The organism is Ruegeria sp. CH6 (assembly GCF_056537005.1).
Genome location: NZ_JBQFQS010000008.1, coordinates 1 through 18774 on the forward strand (window position 1 = coordinate 1; position 18774 = coordinate 18774).

The window sequence follows — 18774 nt, forward strand, 5'->3', positions numbered from 1 at the left end:
GCCCCGCCGGCACCACCCGCGGCTTTGGCGAGATCGAATTCCGCCAGATCGCGGACTGGATCATCGAGGTTGTCGACGGTCTGGCCGCCAACGGCGAAGACGGCAACAGCGCAGTCGAGGCCAAGGTCAAGGCCGAGGTCGCAGACCTCTGCGCACGTTTCCCTATATACCCAAACCTGTAAGTTGAAGGACCCGAACGTATGAGCTTTCATTCCATTGATCAGGCGCCAGCCCGCCTGAACCGCAGCGAACTGGCTGTTCCCGGCAGTCAGCCGGGCATGTTCGAAAAGGCAGCACAGTCAGACGTGGACGTCATTTTCCTTGATCTGGAGGATGCTGTCGCACCGGATGAGAAAGAACAGGCGCGCAAGAACATCATCGAGGCGCTGAACGATATCGACTGGGGCAACAAGACCATGTCGGTGCGGATCAATGGTCTGGATACCCACTACATGTACCGCGACGTTGTTGATGTGGTGGAGCAGGCCGGTGAGCGCCTGGACCTGATCATGATCCCCAAGGTTGGCACTGCAGCTGACGTTTACGCGGTCGACATGATGGTCACGCAGATCGAAGATGCGATGGGCTACAAAAAGCGCATCGGTTTCGAACACATCATCGAAACCGCCCTTGGTATGCAGAATGTCAGTGAGATTGCGGCTGCGTCCAAACGGAATGAGAGCCTGCATTTCGGGGTTGCGGATTATGCGGCCTCGACCCGCGCGCGTACAACAATCATTGGCGGTGTAAATCCGGACTATTCGGTTCTGACAGACCCGGATGCCGAAGCGCATCGCGCAACACATTGGGGTGACATGTGGCACTATGCGTTGGCACGTATGGTTGTTGCAGCCCGTGCCAACGGTTTGCGCCCCATCGATGGTCCATTCGGTGATTTTCAGGATCCCGAGGGTTACAAGGCGGCTGCGAAACGAGCAGCAGTTCTGGGCTGCGAAGGAAAATGGGCGATCCACCCCAGCCAGATTGCACTCGCGAATGAAGTGATGTCACCCGGCGACGCCGAAGTGACCAAGGCACAGCGCATTCTTGAGGCAATGGCCGAAGCCGAAGCAGCAGGCAAAGGTGCCGTTTCGCTGGATGGGCGCTTGATTGACTATGCCTCGATCCGTCAGGCCGAGGTAATGGTAGAAAAGGCCCGGCAGATCGCAGCTGCCTGATCATTAGTCAAAGAGGCGGATAACGGTTTGGAAGTCCGCCTCTTCGAATGCGTTACCGGTTAGCTTACGCTTCGGCACTCATATCGGACAGATAGTCTGAAACGAGTGCCAGACCCTTCTTCAGGATGTCGGGGTTGTTGGCATAACCAATGCGGACATATCCCTCCATGCCCAGTGCCGAACCCGGTGTAAACATGACGCCAGTTTTTTTCAGCAACCCAACGCAGAACTCGCGGGAGGTGATCGGCAATTCATATTTGAGCAGGGCTGTAGTGCCGGACTTGGGTTCGATCCAGGATATCAACGGTTCCTGCGCAACCCAGTCCCGCAGGATTGCGAGGTTCCCGCGCGTGATGGACTGGCTGCGCGCCAGAACCTGATCCCGGTTCTCCAACGCCAGCGCTGCAAAATGATCGTCGATCATTCCGACCGAGATTGTGTCATAGTCCCGATGGATCGAAACCTGCTCAATCACTTCTGTCGGACCGACAATCCAACCCAGACGCAACCCGGCCAATGAATAGGCTTTGGACATGCCAGCGGTAGAGATGCCTTTTTCGTAGATATCGGCGATTGAGTCGGTCATGCCCGAACCGCTCTGATCCGTCCCGCGATAAACCTCGTCGCACAGGATCCATGCGTCAGCTCCGCGCGCTATTTCTGCGATTTCTTCCAGCATAGAGCGATCCATCAGGGCACCCGTCGGGTTGTTGGGGTTGTTGATCGCAATCAGGCGGGTGTCGGGGGTTACCAGCGCACGAAGCTCATCCAAATCGGGAAGAAACCCGTTCTCTTCGCGCAGTTTCAACTGATGAACGTCAGCGCCAATGCTGGCCGGTATCGAATAATGCTGCTGATATGTTGGTACGACTGCAACGACACGATCTCCAGCAGACACCAGCGCTTTGTGGATCAGCATGTTGGCGCCGATGGTTCCGTGCGTAACGATTGTATTCTCGACCTTTTGTCGATCATAGAGCGCAGCGATGGCGCGGCGCAGGCGATCCGACCCCTCAATCGCTCCGTATGTCATTTTCATCGTCAACAGATCGGACAGATCCGTATGGTTTTTGCCCGCAAGCTTGAGCAATTCCTCGATCGTCAGGCTTTCCACACATGTTTCGGCGAGGTTCCATTCGCATTTGGTCTCCCACTCGTTCATCCAGATTTCGACGCCAAAGGGTTCGATATGCATGTGATCTGTCCTTTTGTCAGGCGCGGGCGGCGCGATAGATGGCATTTGCGATGGCGATGTCTTCCAAGCCTAGGCCCACCGATCGAAAGAAGACAGGTTTACCGGTGTCTGGCAATTCGCAAGAACCTGTGGCCAGTTCTGCCAGATCCCCTTTGACCTGTTGAGGGTTCCAGCCATGGTCACGCGCCGCGATCAGCATCTCACCTGCGGTAGAGGGGGTGGTTTCGCGGTAGTCACAGTAGACTTGCGCAGCGGGCAGGAACGAGGGTGTAATCTCGTGCGCCAGAGCGACGTTGGTGCTGATCGAGGTCACCAACGCATGTGGTGCAACAGCTTCCTCATCCAGCACGGGCGTTCCGGATGAGGTACAGAGCATCACTACGTCCGAATTGAGAGCTGCGGCTTCTGCGCTGGCGGCAAAAGTGATGGCAGGGCAGAGTTCCTGCCACTCCGTTTGCAGTTTCTGATTGGCGGCCAGGTTCGGGGAGTAGATGCAAACCTCTTGCCAGTCTCTCAGTGTTTGTATGTGACGCCAATGGGCCTGTGCTATCGCACCGGACCCAATAATCGCTACGCGTTGGGCGGCTTTGCCAGCAAGCAGATCAACAGCCAGTGCAGTGGTTGCGGCTGTCCGCTCGGTCGTAAGGCGGCCAGAATCGCACAGCATCAACGGCAGCCCGCTCTGCATGGACATCAGTATTGTCCATGCAGTGATGATGGGCCCATTCTCCTGGATCAGGTAGGGGGATAGTTTGGCGCCAAAAGTACCTGCACCGGATGCAGCCCCCAGATAGGTGATAAAGTCACCCTTGTTTTCAGGCAGCAAGGTCAGAGTTTGCGCAGGTTGCACTGCCTGCTTGCAGCCAAGCTCGGTAAAAAGCTGGCGCATCTCCTGCAGGACGTCAATTTGTGGCAACAGCTGATCGACAGCTTCGGCATCTAGAACAAGCGGATGAGAGTTCATTGCGGATTTCCTTCTTTGATGCACTTCTAAGAAATTGAACGTTCCGCCACTATCATCCTCAAGGATGATGCGCTGCGAGCCTGCTCGTGCTACTGCAGCTTCGGTGTGAGGGTGACGTGAATTACAAAGACACCGAAATCGAGAATTTGAATCGCGCCCTTTGCCGTGTGATCGAAGGCGATGGTGACGCATCGGATATGATCAAGGCGGCAGGTCGGGTGCTGACGTTTTCAGCAGCCTTCTGTGTTGTTAATCGCAATGGGCGGGCACCTGTCTATCTCGGCGACACCTATCCTGATGGTGCGGCAAAAGAGGCGGTGCAACTCTACGTTCGCCAAACCTACCTGCTGAATCCGATCTACAACGCATTTCTGGATGGTTTGCCGCCGGGTATCCATAGGATGATTGATCTGGCTCCGGATAACTGGGTTTTTGCTGCCGAAGGTTCAGAGGTTCTGATCGAGGACGGAGAGGAAATCGGGTATCGAACCCCAGGTTGGCCCGCTGGCCTGCAGGAAATGGCTCTGACAGTAGATCTGGGTGACGGAGCGATGGGGGAACTCAGCTTTGCCCGACCAGCCGAAGCGGGCGGTTTCTCAACTGAATTGATCGATCGGTTGGCCCCATTTCATTCATTGTTTTCAACCGCATTCCGAAGCCTCTGGTCGAGGCAATCAAAGACAGCAATCGGAAACAAACCGACCGAAGTCGTGCTGAAGGATTTTGCCAGCGACATCCTCTCTCCGCGTGAGGCCGAGATTGTCGGATTGATCCTGAAGGGCCATTCGAGCCTTTCCATAAGTCTGTCTTTGGGTATCGCTTTGCCTACAGTCAAAACTCATCGAAAGAACGCTTATTCTAAGCTGGGCATCAGCACACAGCAGCAGTTGTTTAATGCGTTCTTGCAGTGGAATGGCAATGTTTAGAGCATTATTGACGGATCTATCAGCCGGAAGCGATCTGGTCGTCAGGCTTTACCAGCGCGTTCACCAGCAAGACGACCAAAAACGGATCCTTGATCAGCCCAGTGCCGCCCGAATAGTCGAAAAAGAACGGCCACGGTGCATTTCACCGTCCTGAAAAAAGGCCCGACTGTTGCCAGCGCCATCTTAGGCGAACCGGATTGCACCTGCGATAAAGCGGCATTTCCAGCGCCGATTACAATCGAATCCTAGGTGGTCATCACTGCTTTCCATTTTGCGGCGCTTTGAACAGATCTTTGCGCAGTGTCATCAATGCGCCGGGGTCAATTTTTGCCTGAATGATAGTGGTTTTGCCGGAATCAATGGCTTCTTTCAGGGCAGGACCCATGGCCCCAGGACCATCGACCCAGATACCTTTGCCTCCGCAAAGCTCAGCAAATTTGTCATAACGCGGGGATTGGATTTCCGCGCCCAGCAGGCGACCGCCGTAGAACTCCTGCTGATAGGCCTTTTCGGCACCCCAGGCTTCGTTATCCAAAACAATGATTGTGATGGGCAGCTGATGGCTGATCGCGGTTTGAATTTCGATCATGGTGTATCCCACAGCACCATCTCCCATTATAGCAATAGTGGGTCGATCTGGTGCCGCCGCTTTGGCTCCGATCGCTGCGGCAAGGCCAAAGCCCACGAGGCCGAAATCCAACGGGGTGATCAGGCTCATGGGGGCGTAGTGCGCCAGTCGGTCGGCGGCTTGTAGACAGGTATTTCCGGTGTCGAGTGTGACAATCGCGTTTTCGGGCAGGGTATCGCGAATTTCCGCCAAAGCTCTACGCGGATGCATTGGCAGGCTGTCAATTTCAGCTTCTTCGGCACGCTCGGTCCAAAGCGAATCCATGTCGTCTTTGAACGCTTGCCGCCATGCATCGCATTTTGGTTTTGTAGTCGTTTGGCGCAAGGTTTCTGCCGTTAGCCGAGCGTCCCCCTGAGCCGCTATCTCGGCGGGGAAGTACCGTCCAACCGCCGACCCTTCTATGTCCACATGAGCAATGCGGGTATCGGCCCCGACATAGTCATTACTATGGAAAGTTGAGTTGAACCCAAGGCGCGCTCCCATAACGACCATCACATCGGCCTCTTTCGTCAGGCGGCTTGCGACGCGATTGCCCCTGGGTCCGGCTTGCCCGGCAAACCAGGGATGGCGATGCGGCATGACATCTGCATGGCCCGTCGAGGCAACCACGGGTATCTCAAGAGTTTCCGCCAGACTGGTAAGGGCCTCGCGACCAGAGCTCCATTTAAAGCCGCCACCGGCAAAGATTACGGGGCGTTCGGCTTCTGCCACCAGCGCTGTAATGGCTGCGATGTCGTCATTCGAAGCAGGTCCGGGATGGGCGATATTTACCGGCGCGGGATCAAAATCAGGAAGCTCTTCGGCGAACAGATCGCGCGGCACATGCAGGACGACAGGCCCGCGGCGGCCCGTATTAGCCAACCGGAATGCATCCTCAAGCATAGGTACAAGCCGTGAGGGATCTGTCACCATCACCGATCGTTTGGAGATCGGAGCAAACAACGCGACTTGGTCGACTTCCTGAAACGTGTCTTTGCATTGATCCGCGCGTGTTATGGCACCAGCAATGACCACCATGGGTGAGTAGGCCAGATGGGCCTCGGCAACTGCGGTGACGATATTGACCACACCGGGACCGGCCTGAGCACCAAGCACGACGCCAGGTTTCCCTGTCATGCGGGCCCAGGCATCTGCCATATGTCCGGCTGCGCGTTCGTCCCGTGCGCCGACATAGGCGATTTCGCCGCCTTGATACATCGCATCATAAAGTTCCAGCATCGAACCACCCAGCAGGCCAAAAACCGTGTCGATACCGTTGGCTTTGAGTACGCGATAGACGGCTTCTCCGCCGGTGATCATGTTAGTCATCACTTAGTCCTCGGATCGGGGCCGCAGATTTTGCGGATCAAACAATGCGTCCTGATGAACGGTTACATTGTAGTTGCGTTTGAGTATCTGAACGGACAAACCCTTGTGCGGCGTCCCCTTACGCACGAACAACCAGCCAAGAGACTTGTCGACAGTGTACCCGTATCCACCCGAAGTGGTCAGACCGACGGGCTGTCCATTCAGCAGAACGGGTTCACCGCCTTGGATGTCGATTTCATCTGAATGCAATTCAGCATAGAGAAGCTCCCATCCCGGCTCTGTTGCCATCAAAGCGGTTTTCCCAAGAAAGTCGCGTCCCTCTGAAACCACGAAACGATCCAGCCCGACGTCATAGGGCCCGACATCTGTCGTCAGCTCTCCGGACGCGCGATAGGCCTTCTCCATTCTCATGCCGTTGAATGCATAGCTGCCCAGATCGGTCAGCCCATGTTTTGAACCGGCTTCAAATAGAGCGTCGTAAAGTTGCGCTATCTGGGCCAGTGGCGCGTGCAACTCCCATCCAAGCTCTCCAACGAATGAAACACGCAATGCGTAGCAGGGAATTCCCGCCACGCTTATTTCTTGACCAGAAAGCCAAGGGAAAGCGGCATTTGTCAGATCTGCATCTGTCAGCTCTGACAGAATGCGACGTGACGCAGGTCCTGACAAAGCCAGCATGCCCCAATTGGCCGAGCGGTTTATGACCTGAATATCCTCATCCGGATGGATATGCGATTTGATCCAGTCAAAGTCTGGGTTGGCGCGCGCGATGGGCGACCCGGTGAAATAGCGATCCGCAGAGATGCGCCAGACCGTGATTTCGGTTTCGAAGCGTCCATTGTCCGTAAGCAGATGATTGAGGCTCATCCGGCCATCTTTTTGTGGAAGCTTGTTCGCAGACAGCCGATCAAGAAGTTTGCCTGCATCCTTGCCTGTGATCTCAAACTGGGCGAATGCGCAAAGGTCGATGAGACCCGCGGCTGCACGGGTCGCTCGGGCTTCGCGCTGGGCATTCTCGTGCCACGGTTGGCGTCCCCAGCCAATCTGCTCGACCTCGCCGACTTCACCAAAGTATCGGGGCCGTTCCCAACCGGCGACCTCGCCGAATACCGCGCCTTTTGCGGCAAGCCGATCATACAGCTGGTGCCGATTCAGTGGGCGCAACGAATGGAACTGCTTGCCGGGGCAGGGCGTATCATGGCGGCGCCTGAATTCGTCTTTGGTACGCTCAACGATGAAATGATCATCAGCGAAATTGCCATACCGGCGCGGGTCAAAACTGCGCGTGTTTATTTCGGCCTCGCCATGAACCATCCAATCAGCCAGGACTTTGCCAGCCCCGCCACCCCAGGCAAGACCAATGGAGGAGCCGCAAGACAGCCAGACATTCGGTACCCCCGACGGACCGACCAACATTCCCCCGTCCGGTGTATGGGTGATGGCTCCACGAACCACCCGTTTGATGCCAAGATCAGCCAATATCGGCATTTTATCGAATGCGATCATCAGGAAATCGCCAATCGAGTCATAGTCAGCTTCGAACAGTTCATTCTCAGCCGCCCAAGGCGCACCATCGGGCATTTCCCAAACCGTAGGACAGACGTGATCTTCGTAGATGCCGATCAGCCCGGATCTCTGCTCCTGCCGGATATAGCCACCGAAAGCATTGTCGCGCATGACCGGCAATTCCGGGCGGTTTGCAAATTCGGGCACGGTGTCTGTGACCAGATAATGGTGCAGGCACGAGACGCTGGGGATGGTCAGGCCGAACCACGCCCCGACTTGGTTGGCATATGACCCGGCAGCGACCACGACATGCTCGGCCAGCACGTCCCCTTTTTCAGTCCTGAGCAGCCACATGTCTCCTTTGCGGCTGGCGCTGACCACACGGTTATGGCGCTCGATCTTTGCGCCACGCGCCCGTGTCGCTGCCGCAAGTGCCATGGTTACACCTGATGGGTCGATATGCCCGTCTTCAAAGGTGCGCACTGCCACTTTGACGTCATCGACCTTGTAGAATGGGTTGACCTTTGCAACGTCATCTGGCCCCACCAACTCCATAGGCAGGTCCAGCAGTTTGCCGACCCCCATGATGGATTTCATCCAGTCCACCTCGTCATCGGTGGTCGCGATGCGAAAACCGCCGACTTCGTGCCAGCCGATGGATTGGCCGGTTTCTTTTTCAACTCGCTTGTAGGTCTCGATCGACGTCTTGTTGATCCAGCCCATGATCCGGCTGCCAACCGCGTGGGCGATTTGCCCGGCGGCGTGCCAGGTTGAACCGCTGGTCAGTTCGGCCTTTTCAAACAGGATCGTATCCGTCCAGCCGTTTTCAGCCAGCTGAAATTGCGTGGCGACCCCCATGATGCCCCCACCAATGATGGCAACCTGAGTTGTGCGGATAGTATCGCTCATGCGAACGCCTCCTTGGCGGGCTTTGTCGAGGCTTTGGCGGAAAAGCGGGTGCAAGCGATTTCGACCTCGAAACCATTCACGACGCCGGTTGTGCCCAGTGGCTCGTTGATCAAAGCCAGAGCGATGCTGCGTTCGAACCGATAGCTCCACGCTGATGACGTAACCTGCCCAACGACTTTGTTGTCGAAGTAAACGGGCTCATCATGGATCGGTATTGCGTTTGGATCGTCAAACAGCAGGGAAACAATCTGTCGCTTTGCTGTCCGATCCTGCAGGGTATTTTCGCCTACAAATCCTGTGCCAAAGGCGCAGAACTTTGCGAGCCCGGCCTCAAGCGGCGTGATGCCGGGCGATAGTTCATGACCAAACGCGCGAAAACCGCTCTCAATACGCAAAGACCCGCTGGCATAAAGACCCGCATGACCCGCACCGGCCTCTGTCAGCGCATCATGAGCCGCCATAGCCATGTCGGCGGGGATATAGAGTTCATACCCTTCTTCGCCGGTGAAACTTAGGCGACCAGCCCAACCGCTGGCCAGACCAATTTCAACTGGTGCAAATTGAAACCGCTCCAGGTCCGGAACTTGCATAAATGTTGTGGATTGCAGGATTTCCCGTGCCTTGGAACCAGCGAGACCCAGGATGGCATAGCCACTTGTGACATCAGTGAACTCGACCTGAAAACGACCCCGCGTTTCGCGCATTCGTTTGAGATCGCGCACGACCTCTCCTGCGCCGCAAATTAGTAGATATTCATCTGAACCATGTCGTTGAACAGTGACATCGCTTTCAACGCCGCCACGGGCGTTCAGGATCTGGCTATAGGCGATCCGACCGGATGGGATATCCAGCTGTGCTGCGCAAAGATGGTTGAGAAAGGCGCAGGCGTCGGGCCCTTGGATCAGGATTTTCCCAAAGGCGGATTGATCCAGAATGGCCGCACCGGTGCGACACGCTTGAACCTCCTGTCCTACCTGATCTCGCCAGGCGGGTATGCCAAAGGTCAGAGGCAAATGCGCTGCTTCCCCACCGAAATGCACCGCACGTTCCCAACCTCCACGCGCTTCGAAGCGAGCACCTGCCGCTTGCAGTCCCGTATGGATTGGTGATCGGCGCTGGCCACGCGCGGTTTCCATCGAACGGCCGGGGTAGGGGTTGTCATAGTGCCGACCCAGCACTTCGGGTATTCGCGCCTCCAAAGCACCGAGCACGTTCATCTCTGGGCTGAACCGGCGAATATCGGCTTCGTTCAGCTCCATCGTCGGTTCACCCGCAATGATCCATTCAGCCATGGCTTTGCCCGCCCCACCGGCGAGCGCGATACCGGTGGAATTCATGCCTCCCATCAGGAACAGGCCGGGAACTTCGGGGCTTTCCCCAAGCATGAACTGACTGTCCAGCGTAAAGCTCTCAGGTCCGTTCAGCAGCATCCGCACCTCAGCCTTTTCCAATACAGGGATGCGGCGTAGCGCGTTCTCCATCATCGGCATGAAGTGGTCCCAATCCTCGTCCAGAAGATCAAAACTGAAATCAGCAGGTAAGCGATCCAGTGGCAGACCCTTCGCATGTGGTTCAAACGAACCAACCAGCAATCCTTCGACGTCGTCGCGGGCGTAAAGGAACGCATCCTGATCATTCAGCGTTGGCAGATGCGCGCCTTTGCCAAGCGCCTGAACCTCTGGCAGAGGTTTTGTCAGGATGTAGAAGTGTTCGCAGGCATAAAGAGGCATGTGCGCGCCCGCCATTGCGGCCACTTCACGCGACCACAACCCGCATGCGATCACTACCTCGTCGGCTTCGATAACATGATCACCGATTTCGGCCCCGGATATCCGCCCGTTTTTCTTTTGCAGACCAGTTACGCGAGTATCTTCGAATATCTGAACCCCGCGCGCCCGCGCGCCTTTGGACAATGCCAACGCCACATCTGACGGGTTTACACGACCATCAGCCGGTGACCAGACCGCCCCGATTACATCGTCCACTTCGATCAGAGGCCAAAGCTCATTTGCGCGTCTGGCGTCGACCACTTCGGCTTCAAGCCCGAAGGCTCGGCCCAGTGAAACCTGACGCTTGATGTTGGTCAGCCGGTCTTCATTGGTCGCGAGCGTCAGAGAGCCGGTTTGTGGCCAGCCAGTGGCCTGACCGGTCTCAAGCTCCAACTCTCCGTACAAATCAATCGAATAGTTGATCAGTTTGGTCAGCGTAGCAGATGGCCGCAGGCGCCGAACCAGACCAGCCGCATGCCATGTCGTGCCTGAGGTGAGTTTGGAACGCTCAAGCACCACGATATCTTTTCGGCCTTCGCGCGCCAGATGATAGGCAATCGAACATCCGATGACACCGCCCCCGATCACAACGGTGCGCGCTTGATTGGGAAGCTTCATTGAAGAACTCCGTCGCGGATGAGGTCTGAAATGGTGTCGCGGAAATGGTCGACGGTTTCATCGATCAGTTCAGGTGTGTGTGGCAGACCGGTGACGCAGGAGGTAAAGGACATGAAATCGACGCCACGGGACAGCAGCCCGTCCCTCAGCCCTTTGACCAGTTGTGGAGAGGTCCGGCGGATCGCGGCGGCATCCAACCCATCAATCGTGGTCCCGCCGAAATAGAGATGGCACGTAGAGCTGTCGCCATAGGCCAGCGCCTGAACATCCAAATCACCGAACACTTTGTTGAACCCGTCGCGCAGACGGTTCGCCATGGCATCTGCGTGGTTTTGAACATCGCCAGTAGAGAGAATTTCCATCGCTTTCACGGCCCCGGCCGCAACCATGGGGGCGGCATTGAACGTGCCCTTGTGACTGACTGGCGGTGACAGGCCATCGCGCGTTTCACCAGGGCTCAGCAACTCCATGATGTCAGCTCTGCCAACGACAGCGCCACCGGGTAGTCCTCCGGTTACCACTTTGGCCAGCGTTGTCAGGTCGGGGGTCACGCCATCGCGTGACTGACGTCCACCCGGTGCCCAACGTAACCCCGTGATGACTTCGTCGAAGATAAGCACATGACCCGTTTTCGAAGTCAGTTCACGGATGCCGCTCAGAAAACCTTCTGGCAGGGGCACGGAGCCATAATTTGCACCCGACGCTTCCACAAAGATGGTGCCGATCTCGCAATCGTTATCGAGCGCGTCGGAAATCACTTGCAGATCGGGTTGTGTTACGACGGTCAGATTGCTCACGACTTGGGGAACACCGAGTGAAGGCGGCGAGTTGGTTCCGGGTTTCGACCCTTTCAGCAACATATCGTGCCAGCCATGGAAATGCCCGTCTATGCGCAGCACTTTGTCCCGACCTGAATGCGCCCGTCCCAACCTAAGCGCCAGCATCGTCGCCTCGGTGCCTGATCCGGCGAAGCGCACCCGTTCAGCTGATGGGAACAGGCGACAGAGCCATTCGGCCCATTCCACCTCTAGCGGGTGACAATCGGCAGTGTAGGGCATCCGTGTCATCTGTCGTGCGACAGCTTCGGCAATTTCAGGATGCGCATGACCCAGAATTTGGCTGGCTGCACCGAGTTTGAAATCTATGTACCGCTTACCTTCTACATCCCACTTTTCAGCGCCCTTTGCGCGTTCGAAGTAGATTGGATAAGGCTCCCGGTAGCGCAGTTCGTGGCTGACACCGCCAGGAAGGCACTCTCTGGCGCGTTGGCAGAGGCCGTGATTGTTCATGATAGACGCCCCATTTGTGCCCGTGTCAGCCGGATATCGAAGCGCGCCCTGAGCCTTCGGTCCAGATCGTCGGACAGGTGAGCCGGGTAATGGTGATCAAGTATTTCGCGGGCTTTCTGTCTGGCCACATCACCCACGCGCAAGGCGCCATCTTCCTGCCATTCACGCGGACTTCGGCGGTCACCGACCTCTGGGTAGAAGTAGTCGGATTTCATGCGGTTGAATGTGTGTTGCTCGCCCAGATAGTGACCTTCGCCTTTGCAGACCGAGGCAATGACGTCAGCAGCGATGTTCTCTGGCGTGGCCTCGACGCCGCGGATGGTGCGCAGGATGTTCCCAAGCAGGTCATTGTCGCTGACGTAAGCGGCATGGCTGACCCCCAATAAGCTCGACATCATGCCTGCGGCCTGTGTGACGATGTTGGAACCGGCATGTGCCGCCATCGTTACGGCAAGGGATTTTTCTGCGCCGTACTGGGCGTCCAACCTTTTCGCATCCGTGATCCCCGCGATCGAGCTTGTTGGCAGGTTCCAATGTCGCCCCATTTGCGCAGCGCCCGCCATCAGGATGGCCTGCTCGCCACCGCCGCCGCACATGGAGCCTGTGCGCAGATCAGCAACCAGTGGTTTGGGGGCAAAGATTGCCTTCACATTCGGATCGACCAAACGGGCAAACACCAGACCTGCCAGTGTCTCGGCAACAGCTTGAACAAGGGATCCCGCTATCGTTGCCGGGCTTGTGGCTCCGGCTTGGCCGGCGCTGATAAGCTGCACAGGAAAGCCCGCAGTGATGGCGGCTTCTAGAACGTCGCAAGCTTCTTCGGCAAAGCGCATCGGGGGAACCACGTGGCACACCATGACGGTCAAGAACGGTCGTGCACGGAATTCTGCTTCACCTCCGGCGATGTGGTAACAAAGCTCGGCGATGTCGGGGACATTCTGAGGTTCAGTGATTGAGATCGACACGTGCTTGGAGGTTCCGCTCAGGCACGCGAAGGCAGTGTTCAGATCCATCGCCGCATTGTCATCGATATCGCGGGCAACCACCGGTCGGCTGAAGTGATGGATGTTTTCCATCCGGTCGACAATTCGCGCAGCGTCATAGAGATCCTGCAATGTTGAATCGCGATATTCGTGTGTGTCGAGATCGAACACACCTGGCGCGGCACCTCCGGTGGACATATGAACCCGCGCGCCTTCGATCCTCAGGTCATTTTCAGGCACCTGTCCGCAAAGAGTAAAGCCACGTTGGGCGCCCTCAATCGCCCATTTGACCAGATCGCGGGGAAATAGCAGGCGATCATCATCTGTAGCCTGTCCACCTGCTGCAACGACCTGTTCGATCATCGATGGGGTGGCCTGGCTCAGACCCAGCGTTTCCAGCAACTGAAAGGCCGTCTCTTCGATCAATGCAGCTTCGGAAGGGGACAGGGGTTTGAAGCGACCACTTTCCAATCCCGGCCATACCGGAGGATTGTCCTCAGGCGCCGTAGCCTGCTGGATCCGGGACTTGCGTCCTCGTCGTTGTTTAGTCTCGCTCATCGGTTAACCGATCTCTTTTGGCTTATCCAAAGCAGACCATTGATTTGCTGACTTTACAAAGACAGCTTTCTCAGCAACAGATGAGTAAAACTTGACAGTGCTTTGCTATGTTACCGTCACTTTCAGCTCTTCGTGCCTTTGATGCAGCCGCCAGGCTGGGCAGTTTTCGAGCCGCTGCCGAGAACCTTTCGGTCAGCGCAACGGCGATCAGCCACCATGTGCGTGGGCTGGAGGAGTACTTGCAGACATCTCTGTTTGACAGGGTAGGGCGCAATGTCACTCTGACCGAAGATGGCAAACGGCTTGCTGATGCGACTGCTTCTGCGTTCACCACTTTGCAGGACGCGATCGAGAGTTTCCGGACCGTGCCACGCAGATCAGTTCGGATAGCGGCCGGTCCCATATTCACAGCGCGGTGGCTGATGCCTCGGATCAGTGATTTTTGGGCACAGTATCCGGGTATCGAGCTTGAATTTGTCCCCAGCTATCGTCCCGGCGAATTTCAACAAAATCATGCGGATATCATTATTCGATGGGACCGCCTGAGCGAAATGCCCGGCGAGGCGGTGAAGCTGCTTGAGTTGCAACCCATTGCTGTTGCCAGCCCCGAGTTTGTCGAGAGGTTCGGCCCCTTTGAGCAACCTTCTGATCTGCTAAGCGTTCCGATCCTGCATCAACGAAATCACTGGGGTTGGATCGACTGGTTCTCGGCGCAGAATGTCAGAATTCAAGGAACCCCGCGTGGCGCAGTCTTTGAAGATGCCAACGTGCTGATCCGGGGCGCGGCGGAGGGGCAGGGTGCCATTGTGGGCTGGCTGCCATTGATAGATCAGGATCTGAAGGATGGGAGAGTCGTCCGTCTGTTTTCGGAAGAGATGCCGCCGACACACGGTTACTTTGTCCAGCAAAGGGACGGCGCAAGTACTCGACGTGAAACCCGCATAGCGTTTGAATGGCTCTGCGGATTTGGACCATCGAGCCAATCAGAGCATATTCTGAGTTAGATGTAGATTTCTGACGTGAGCAATGCACTTGCGGCAATACTCACGTCAGGTCTTGTGTGTCGAACAAGACTGGCTGTCCGCTATTCGGTAACGCCCAGCCCGTCGGTCGAGAGATCATCCAGTTTGGGCATGAGCCTCAGAAGTTCACTGGCATACTCGGTTTGCGGATTGGCGAACAGTTCGTTGGTCTCTTGCAGCTCAACCACCTTGCCCTGCTTCATCACGGCTACCCGGTCGCACATCTGGCGCACCACTGGCAAATCGTGACTGATAAACAAAAGTGTCAGGCCAAGGTGCTCCTGCAGGTCCTTCAGGATGTTCAGGATCTGCGCCTGAATCGACACGTCCAGCGCACTGGTGGGTTCGTCGCAGATTAGGAACCGGGGTTGCGTGGCCAGAGCCCGCGCAATCGATATCCGCTGCCGCTGACCGCCCGAAAACTCATGCGGATATTTCAGCCCGGCCTCGTGACCCAGCCCCACCTGATCCAGCAACTCGTCAACACGGCGTTTGATATCTGCCCCATCCATCAGTTTGTGATGGCGGATCGGCTCGGCCACGATGTCGTCCACCCGCATACGGGGGTTGAGCGATGAATACGGATCCTGGAAGATCATCTGGATATTCTTGCGATAAGCATCCAGAGCGGCCTTGTTAGTCAGATCACTGACCGTTTGGCCTTCGAATTTGATTGTACCGCCATCTACGGGATAAAGCCCAGCAATCATACGTGCGACGGTGGATTTGCCCGAGCCGGATTCTCCGACAACACCAAACACCTCGCCTGCGCGGATATCGAAGCTGACTTCGTCAACCGCGGTGAAATAGGTGCGATCCCACGGCAATAGGCCGCGCCGTTGTAAGAACTTCTTGGTCAGGTTACGGATTTCGAACACCGGTTTGCTGGCGTCATTCTCCACTTTGGGCCAGTGCCTGGCCATATCCTCAATCGCGAACCGAGTCTCACGGCCGCCATAACTGATCTGCGGGAAGCGGTGCAGTTTTAGTGTCGGGCGCGGCACGGCAGCGATCAGCGACTTTGTATACTCGTGGCTCGGCTGGCCCATAACCTGCGAGGTCGGGCCGGTTTCAACCACCTTGCCCGCATACATCACCGTCACTTTGTCCGTCGTATCCGCGATCACACCCATATCGTGTGTGATCAGGATAACGCCAACCTGACGTTCCTGCGCCAGTTCCTTGATCAGATCCAATATCTGCGCCTGCACCGAGACGTCCAGCGCCGTGGTTGGTTCGTCCGCAATGATCACGTCCGGCTCGGTACACAAGGCCAGCGCGATCACAACACGCTGCCGCATACCGCCTGAAAACTGGTGCGGGTACTGGTCTAGCCGCGTGTCCGGGTCAGGAATGCCAACGCGGTCGATCAGATCACGGGCGCGCTGGTTCGCCTCGGCATCGGTTCCGCCAAGATGGGCCTGGATCGTCTCAACCAGTTGCTCACGCACAGTGAACAGCGGGTTTAGCGAGGTCAGCGGATCCTGGAAGATCATCGAGATCTTCTTGCCGCGCAGGCTGCGCATCGCATCAGCATCCAGACCGCTAATCTGGTCGCCGCTCAGCTTGATGGTGCCGCTGGCAATCCGGCCGGGCCGGTCCAGCAGACCCATGATGGCCGCACCAATAGTGGATTTACCCGCGCCGGACTCGCCCACCAGACCGTGGATTTCGCCCGGCTCAACGGACAAGTCCACATGGTCAACGGCGGTGAACAGTTGGCGACGCGTCGGAAATTCGACCGTCAGGTCATTGATTGTCAGAAGGCTCATGTAATCACCGCAGCTTTGGGTTCAGCGCATCGCGCAGCCAGTCGCCCAGCAGATTTACAGACAGGGCCAGCGCTAGAAGGGTGCAGGCCGGGAAGAACAGGATCCACCACTCACCCGAGAACAGGAAACCCTGCCCGATACGGATCAGTGTGCCCAGTGACGGTTGCGTCGGAGGCGCACCCACGCCCAGGAAGCTGAGCGTTGCCTCGGCAATAATCGCCAGTGCCAGCGAGATCGTGGCAATCACCAGAACTGGGCTGAGCACGTTGGGCAGAATGTGACGGAACATGATCGGGAAAGAACCCCGCCCGATCAGGCGTGCGGCCTGAACGTATTCCTTGTTCTTTTCCACCAGAGCCGCACCACGCACGACCCGGGCGAACTGCACCCAATCTGACAGCGCGATCGCGATGATCAGAACATAGATCGCCATCTCGTTCCGGTATTCCGGGGGTGTCACCCCCTTGGCGATACCAAAGATCAGCATAGCCACAAGGATTGCAGGGAAAGTCAGCTGCACATCTGCGACCCGCATGATGAAGGTTTCGATCCAACCGCCATAGTAGGCGGCAATCAGGCCAAGGATCACGCCGATAATCATGGCAAGCAGAACAGCAGCGGCCCCAACAAACAGCGAGATCCGCAAACCATAGAGAATGGTTGAAAACACGTCCCGCCCCTGATCATCCGTACCCAACAGGAATGTATCCTGCGTAAAGGCATTTGGCGTGCCGGGAGGAGTAAAGCCGTTCATCAGGTTCAGCGTCGCCGGATCGAACGGGTTATAAGTCGCGATCAGCGGAGCGAATATGGCCGCCAGTACCAGGATCACAACCACCAGCGAAGCGATGATAGCAACTGGCGAATGACGGAATGACCATGCAAAGTCGCTGTCCCAGAATTTGGCAAAACGCGACTTGGCGGGGGCTTTGGGGGTTTCGATAGTGTCGGTCATGTGGCCCTCGCGTCGACACGCAGGCGCGGGTCAATGGCATAGTAGAGAAGATCCACGATCAGGTTGATCGTAACGAACATGACCGAAATCAACATCAGATATGCGGCCATGACGGGGATATCGACGAACTGGATCGCGTTGATGAACAGCAGACCGACTCCCGGCCACTGGAACACCGTCTCGGTGATAATGGCGAAGGCGATGATCGAGCCCAGCTGCAATCCGGTGATGGTGATCACGGGAACCAGAGTGTTCTTCAGCGCATGGCGGAAGTTGATCACCCGATCCGACAACCCACGGGCACGGGCAAACCGGACATAATCCGCACGCATCACCTCAAGCATTTCCGACCGAACCAGACGCATGATCAGGGTCATTTGGTAAAGGCCCAGCGTGATAGCAGGCAGGATCAGCGCCTTTAGACCAGAAGCAGTCAGGAAGCCGGTGGACCAGCCGCCAATCATAACGGTTTCGCCCCTCCCGAAGCTGGGGAGGAGGTCTAATTCCACCGAGAATATGTAGATCAATAAAATCCCGATTAAGAAGGTGGGCAGGGATACTCCGATCAGGGATACGGTCATGATGACATTTGCGGCAATCCCTTGTCGTCGGATGGCCGTGAATACCCCCAGCGCAATCCCCATGGTGATTGCCAGAAATCCTGAAACAAAGGCCAGCTCTAACGTCGCGGGTGCGCGTTCGGCAATAATCGTCGAAACTGGTCGTCCCTGACGATAAGAAACGCCGAAATTGCCCTGAATAGCACCTTTCAGAAACTTGAAGTACTGAACCGGAAACGGCTGATCTAAGCCAAGCTCAGTCCTGAGCCGGTCGATATCAGCCTGAGTGCGTTCCTGACCCAGCATGTTGTCGATTGGATCACCGACAAAACGAAACATCGAAAATGCAACCAGACCCACGACCAATAGCACGATCACGGATTGGAACATCCTTCGGACGATATATGCGAACATTCATTTTCCCCGTTGATCCGCCTGTCTATGCTTTCCCCGACCGGATGGTCAAGCAATCGCTAAAGGGAAACGACAGGAAAGTGTGGCTTTCCGGCATTGCGGTTCTGAGACGGCCCATGCTTTCCAAACTTGGTGCTTTTGGTCGGCACATTCTTGGTTTGTCTGACTATCGGGTGGGCACCGTCATTGAAGACAATACCCACCTGATCTAACAAAGGTA

General features: G+C 56.5%; 14 protein-coding genes and 1 pseudogene. 5 read left to right on the forward strand and 10 right to left on the reverse strand.

Annotation, left to right across the window (positions count from 1 at the left end; all coding sequences use genetic code 11):
• A pseudogene (glyA, locus tag ACR0CW_RS15655) lies at nucleotides 1-182 on the forward strand (serine hydroxymethyltransferase); the annotation flags it as partial.
• Nucleotides 183-200: 18 nt separating this feature from the next.
• Complete coding sequence (locus ACR0CW_RS15660) at nucleotides 201-1178, forward strand: HpcH/HpaI aldolase/citrate lyase family protein (protein ID WP_155147908.1); 978 nt, start codon at nucleotides 201-203, stop codon at nucleotides 1176-1178.
• Nucleotides 1179-1242: 64 nt separating this feature from the next.
• Here the strand turns inward: ACR0CW_RS15660 and ACR0CW_RS15665 are convergent, their stop codons facing one another.
• Together ACR0CW_RS15665 and ACR0CW_RS15670 are read right to left on the reverse strand one after the other, a co-directional pair.
• Complete coding sequence (locus ACR0CW_RS15665; protein WP_480788514.1) at nucleotides 1243-2373, reverse strand: aminotransferase; 1131 nt, start codon at nucleotides 2371-2373, stop codon at nucleotides 1243-1245.
• Between the two features lie 16 nt (nucleotides 2374-2389).
• Nucleotides 2390-3337 (reverse strand): ornithine cyclodeaminase family protein, encoded by a 948-nt coding sequence (locus ACR0CW_RS15670; RefSeq protein ID WP_480788515.1) that lies wholly within the window; start codon nucleotides 3335-3337, stop codon nucleotides 2390-2392.
• Nucleotides 3338-3453: 116 nt separating this feature from the next.
• Between ACR0CW_RS15670 and ACR0CW_RS15675 the strand changes: the two genes are divergently transcribed.
• Nucleotides 3454-4263: a helix-turn-helix transcriptional regulator gene (locus ACR0CW_RS15675; RefSeq protein ID WP_480788516.1), complete on the forward strand. Its 810-nt coding sequence runs from the start codon at nucleotides 3454-3456 to the stop codon at nucleotides 4261-4263.
• A 256-nt stretch (nucleotides 4264-4519) separates the two neighbouring features.
• Here the strand turns inward: ACR0CW_RS15675 and ACR0CW_RS15680 are convergent, their stop codons facing one another.
• From ACR0CW_RS15680 to ACR0CW_RS15700, 5 genes are read right to left on the reverse strand one after another with little or no spacing between them, the layout of a single operon-like run.
• On the reverse strand, nucleotides 4520-6199 hold the full coding sequence (locus ACR0CW_RS15680) for a thiamine pyrophosphate-binding protein (protein WP_480788517.1): 1680 nt from the start codon (nucleotides 6197-6199) through the stop codon (nucleotides 4520-4522).
• A 3-nt stretch (nucleotides 6200-6202) separates the two neighbouring features.
• Entirely contained in the window at nucleotides 6203-8614 is a 2412-nt protein-coding gene (locus tag ACR0CW_RS15685; RefSeq protein WP_480788518.1) for an FAD-dependent oxidoreductase, read from the reverse strand.
• Nucleotides 8611-11001, reverse strand: coding sequence for a GcvT family protein (locus ACR0CW_RS15690; protein ID WP_480788519.1), 2391 nt, complete (start codon nucleotides 10999-11001; stop codon nucleotides 8611-8613). The genes ACR0CW_RS15685 and ACR0CW_RS15690 overlap by 4 nt, the downstream gene beginning before the upstream one ends.
• Nucleotides 10998-12290, reverse strand: coding sequence for an aspartate aminotransferase family protein (locus ACR0CW_RS15695; protein WP_480788520.1), 1293 nt, complete (start codon nucleotides 12288-12290; stop codon nucleotides 10998-11000). Before ACR0CW_RS15695 ends, ACR0CW_RS15690 begins: the two co-directional genes overlap by 4 nt.
• On the reverse strand, nucleotides 12287-13831 hold the full coding sequence (locus tag ACR0CW_RS15700; protein WP_480788521.1) for a trimethylamine methyltransferase family protein: 1545 nt from the start codon (nucleotides 13829-13831) through the stop codon (nucleotides 12287-12289). Before ACR0CW_RS15700 ends, ACR0CW_RS15695 begins: the two co-directional genes overlap by 4 nt.
• A 107-nt stretch (nucleotides 13832-13938) precedes the next feature.
• On the opposite strand from ACR0CW_RS15700, the gene ACR0CW_RS15705 reads away from it, so the two are divergent.
• Nucleotides 13939-14835, forward strand: coding sequence for a LysR substrate-binding domain-containing protein (locus tag ACR0CW_RS15705; RefSeq protein WP_480788522.1), 897 nt, complete (start codon nucleotides 13939-13941; stop codon nucleotides 14833-14835).
• 80 nt (nucleotides 14836-14915) lie between these two features.
• Here ACR0CW_RS15705 and ACR0CW_RS15710 read toward each other — a convergent pair whose 3' ends face one another.
• Genes ACR0CW_RS15710 through ACR0CW_RS15720 form a run of 3 tightly spaced genes read right to left on the reverse strand, consistent with a single transcriptional unit; the run spans nucleotide 14916 to nucleotide 18554 of the window.
• Nucleotides 14916-16625: an ABC transporter ATP-binding protein gene (locus ACR0CW_RS15710; protein WP_170335614.1), complete on the reverse strand. Its 1710-nt coding sequence runs from the start codon at nucleotides 16623-16625 to the stop codon at nucleotides 14916-14918.
• Between the two features lie 4 nt (nucleotides 16626-16629).
• Nucleotides 16630-17580: an ABC transporter permease gene (locus ACR0CW_RS15715; RefSeq protein ID WP_480788523.1), complete on the reverse strand. Its 951-nt coding sequence runs from the start codon at nucleotides 17578-17580 to the stop codon at nucleotides 16630-16632.
• The gene (locus ACR0CW_RS15720; protein ID WP_480788524.1) at nucleotides 17577-18554 is read right to left on the reverse strand and encodes an ABC transporter permease; all 978 of its coding nucleotides are present in this window, start codon (nucleotides 18552-18554) and stop codon (nucleotides 17577-17579) included. The genes ACR0CW_RS15715 and ACR0CW_RS15720 overlap by 4 nt, the downstream gene beginning before the upstream one ends.
• Here ACR0CW_RS15720 and ACR0CW_RS15725 point away from each other — a divergent pair.
• Nucleotides 18545-18766: a hypothetical protein gene (locus ACR0CW_RS15725; RefSeq protein ID WP_480788525.1), complete on the forward strand. Its 222-nt coding sequence runs from the start codon at nucleotides 18545-18547 to the stop codon at nucleotides 18764-18766. The genes ACR0CW_RS15720 and ACR0CW_RS15725 overlap by 10 nt on opposite strands.
• The last annotated feature ends 8 nt before the right edge of the window (nucleotides 18767-18774 follow it).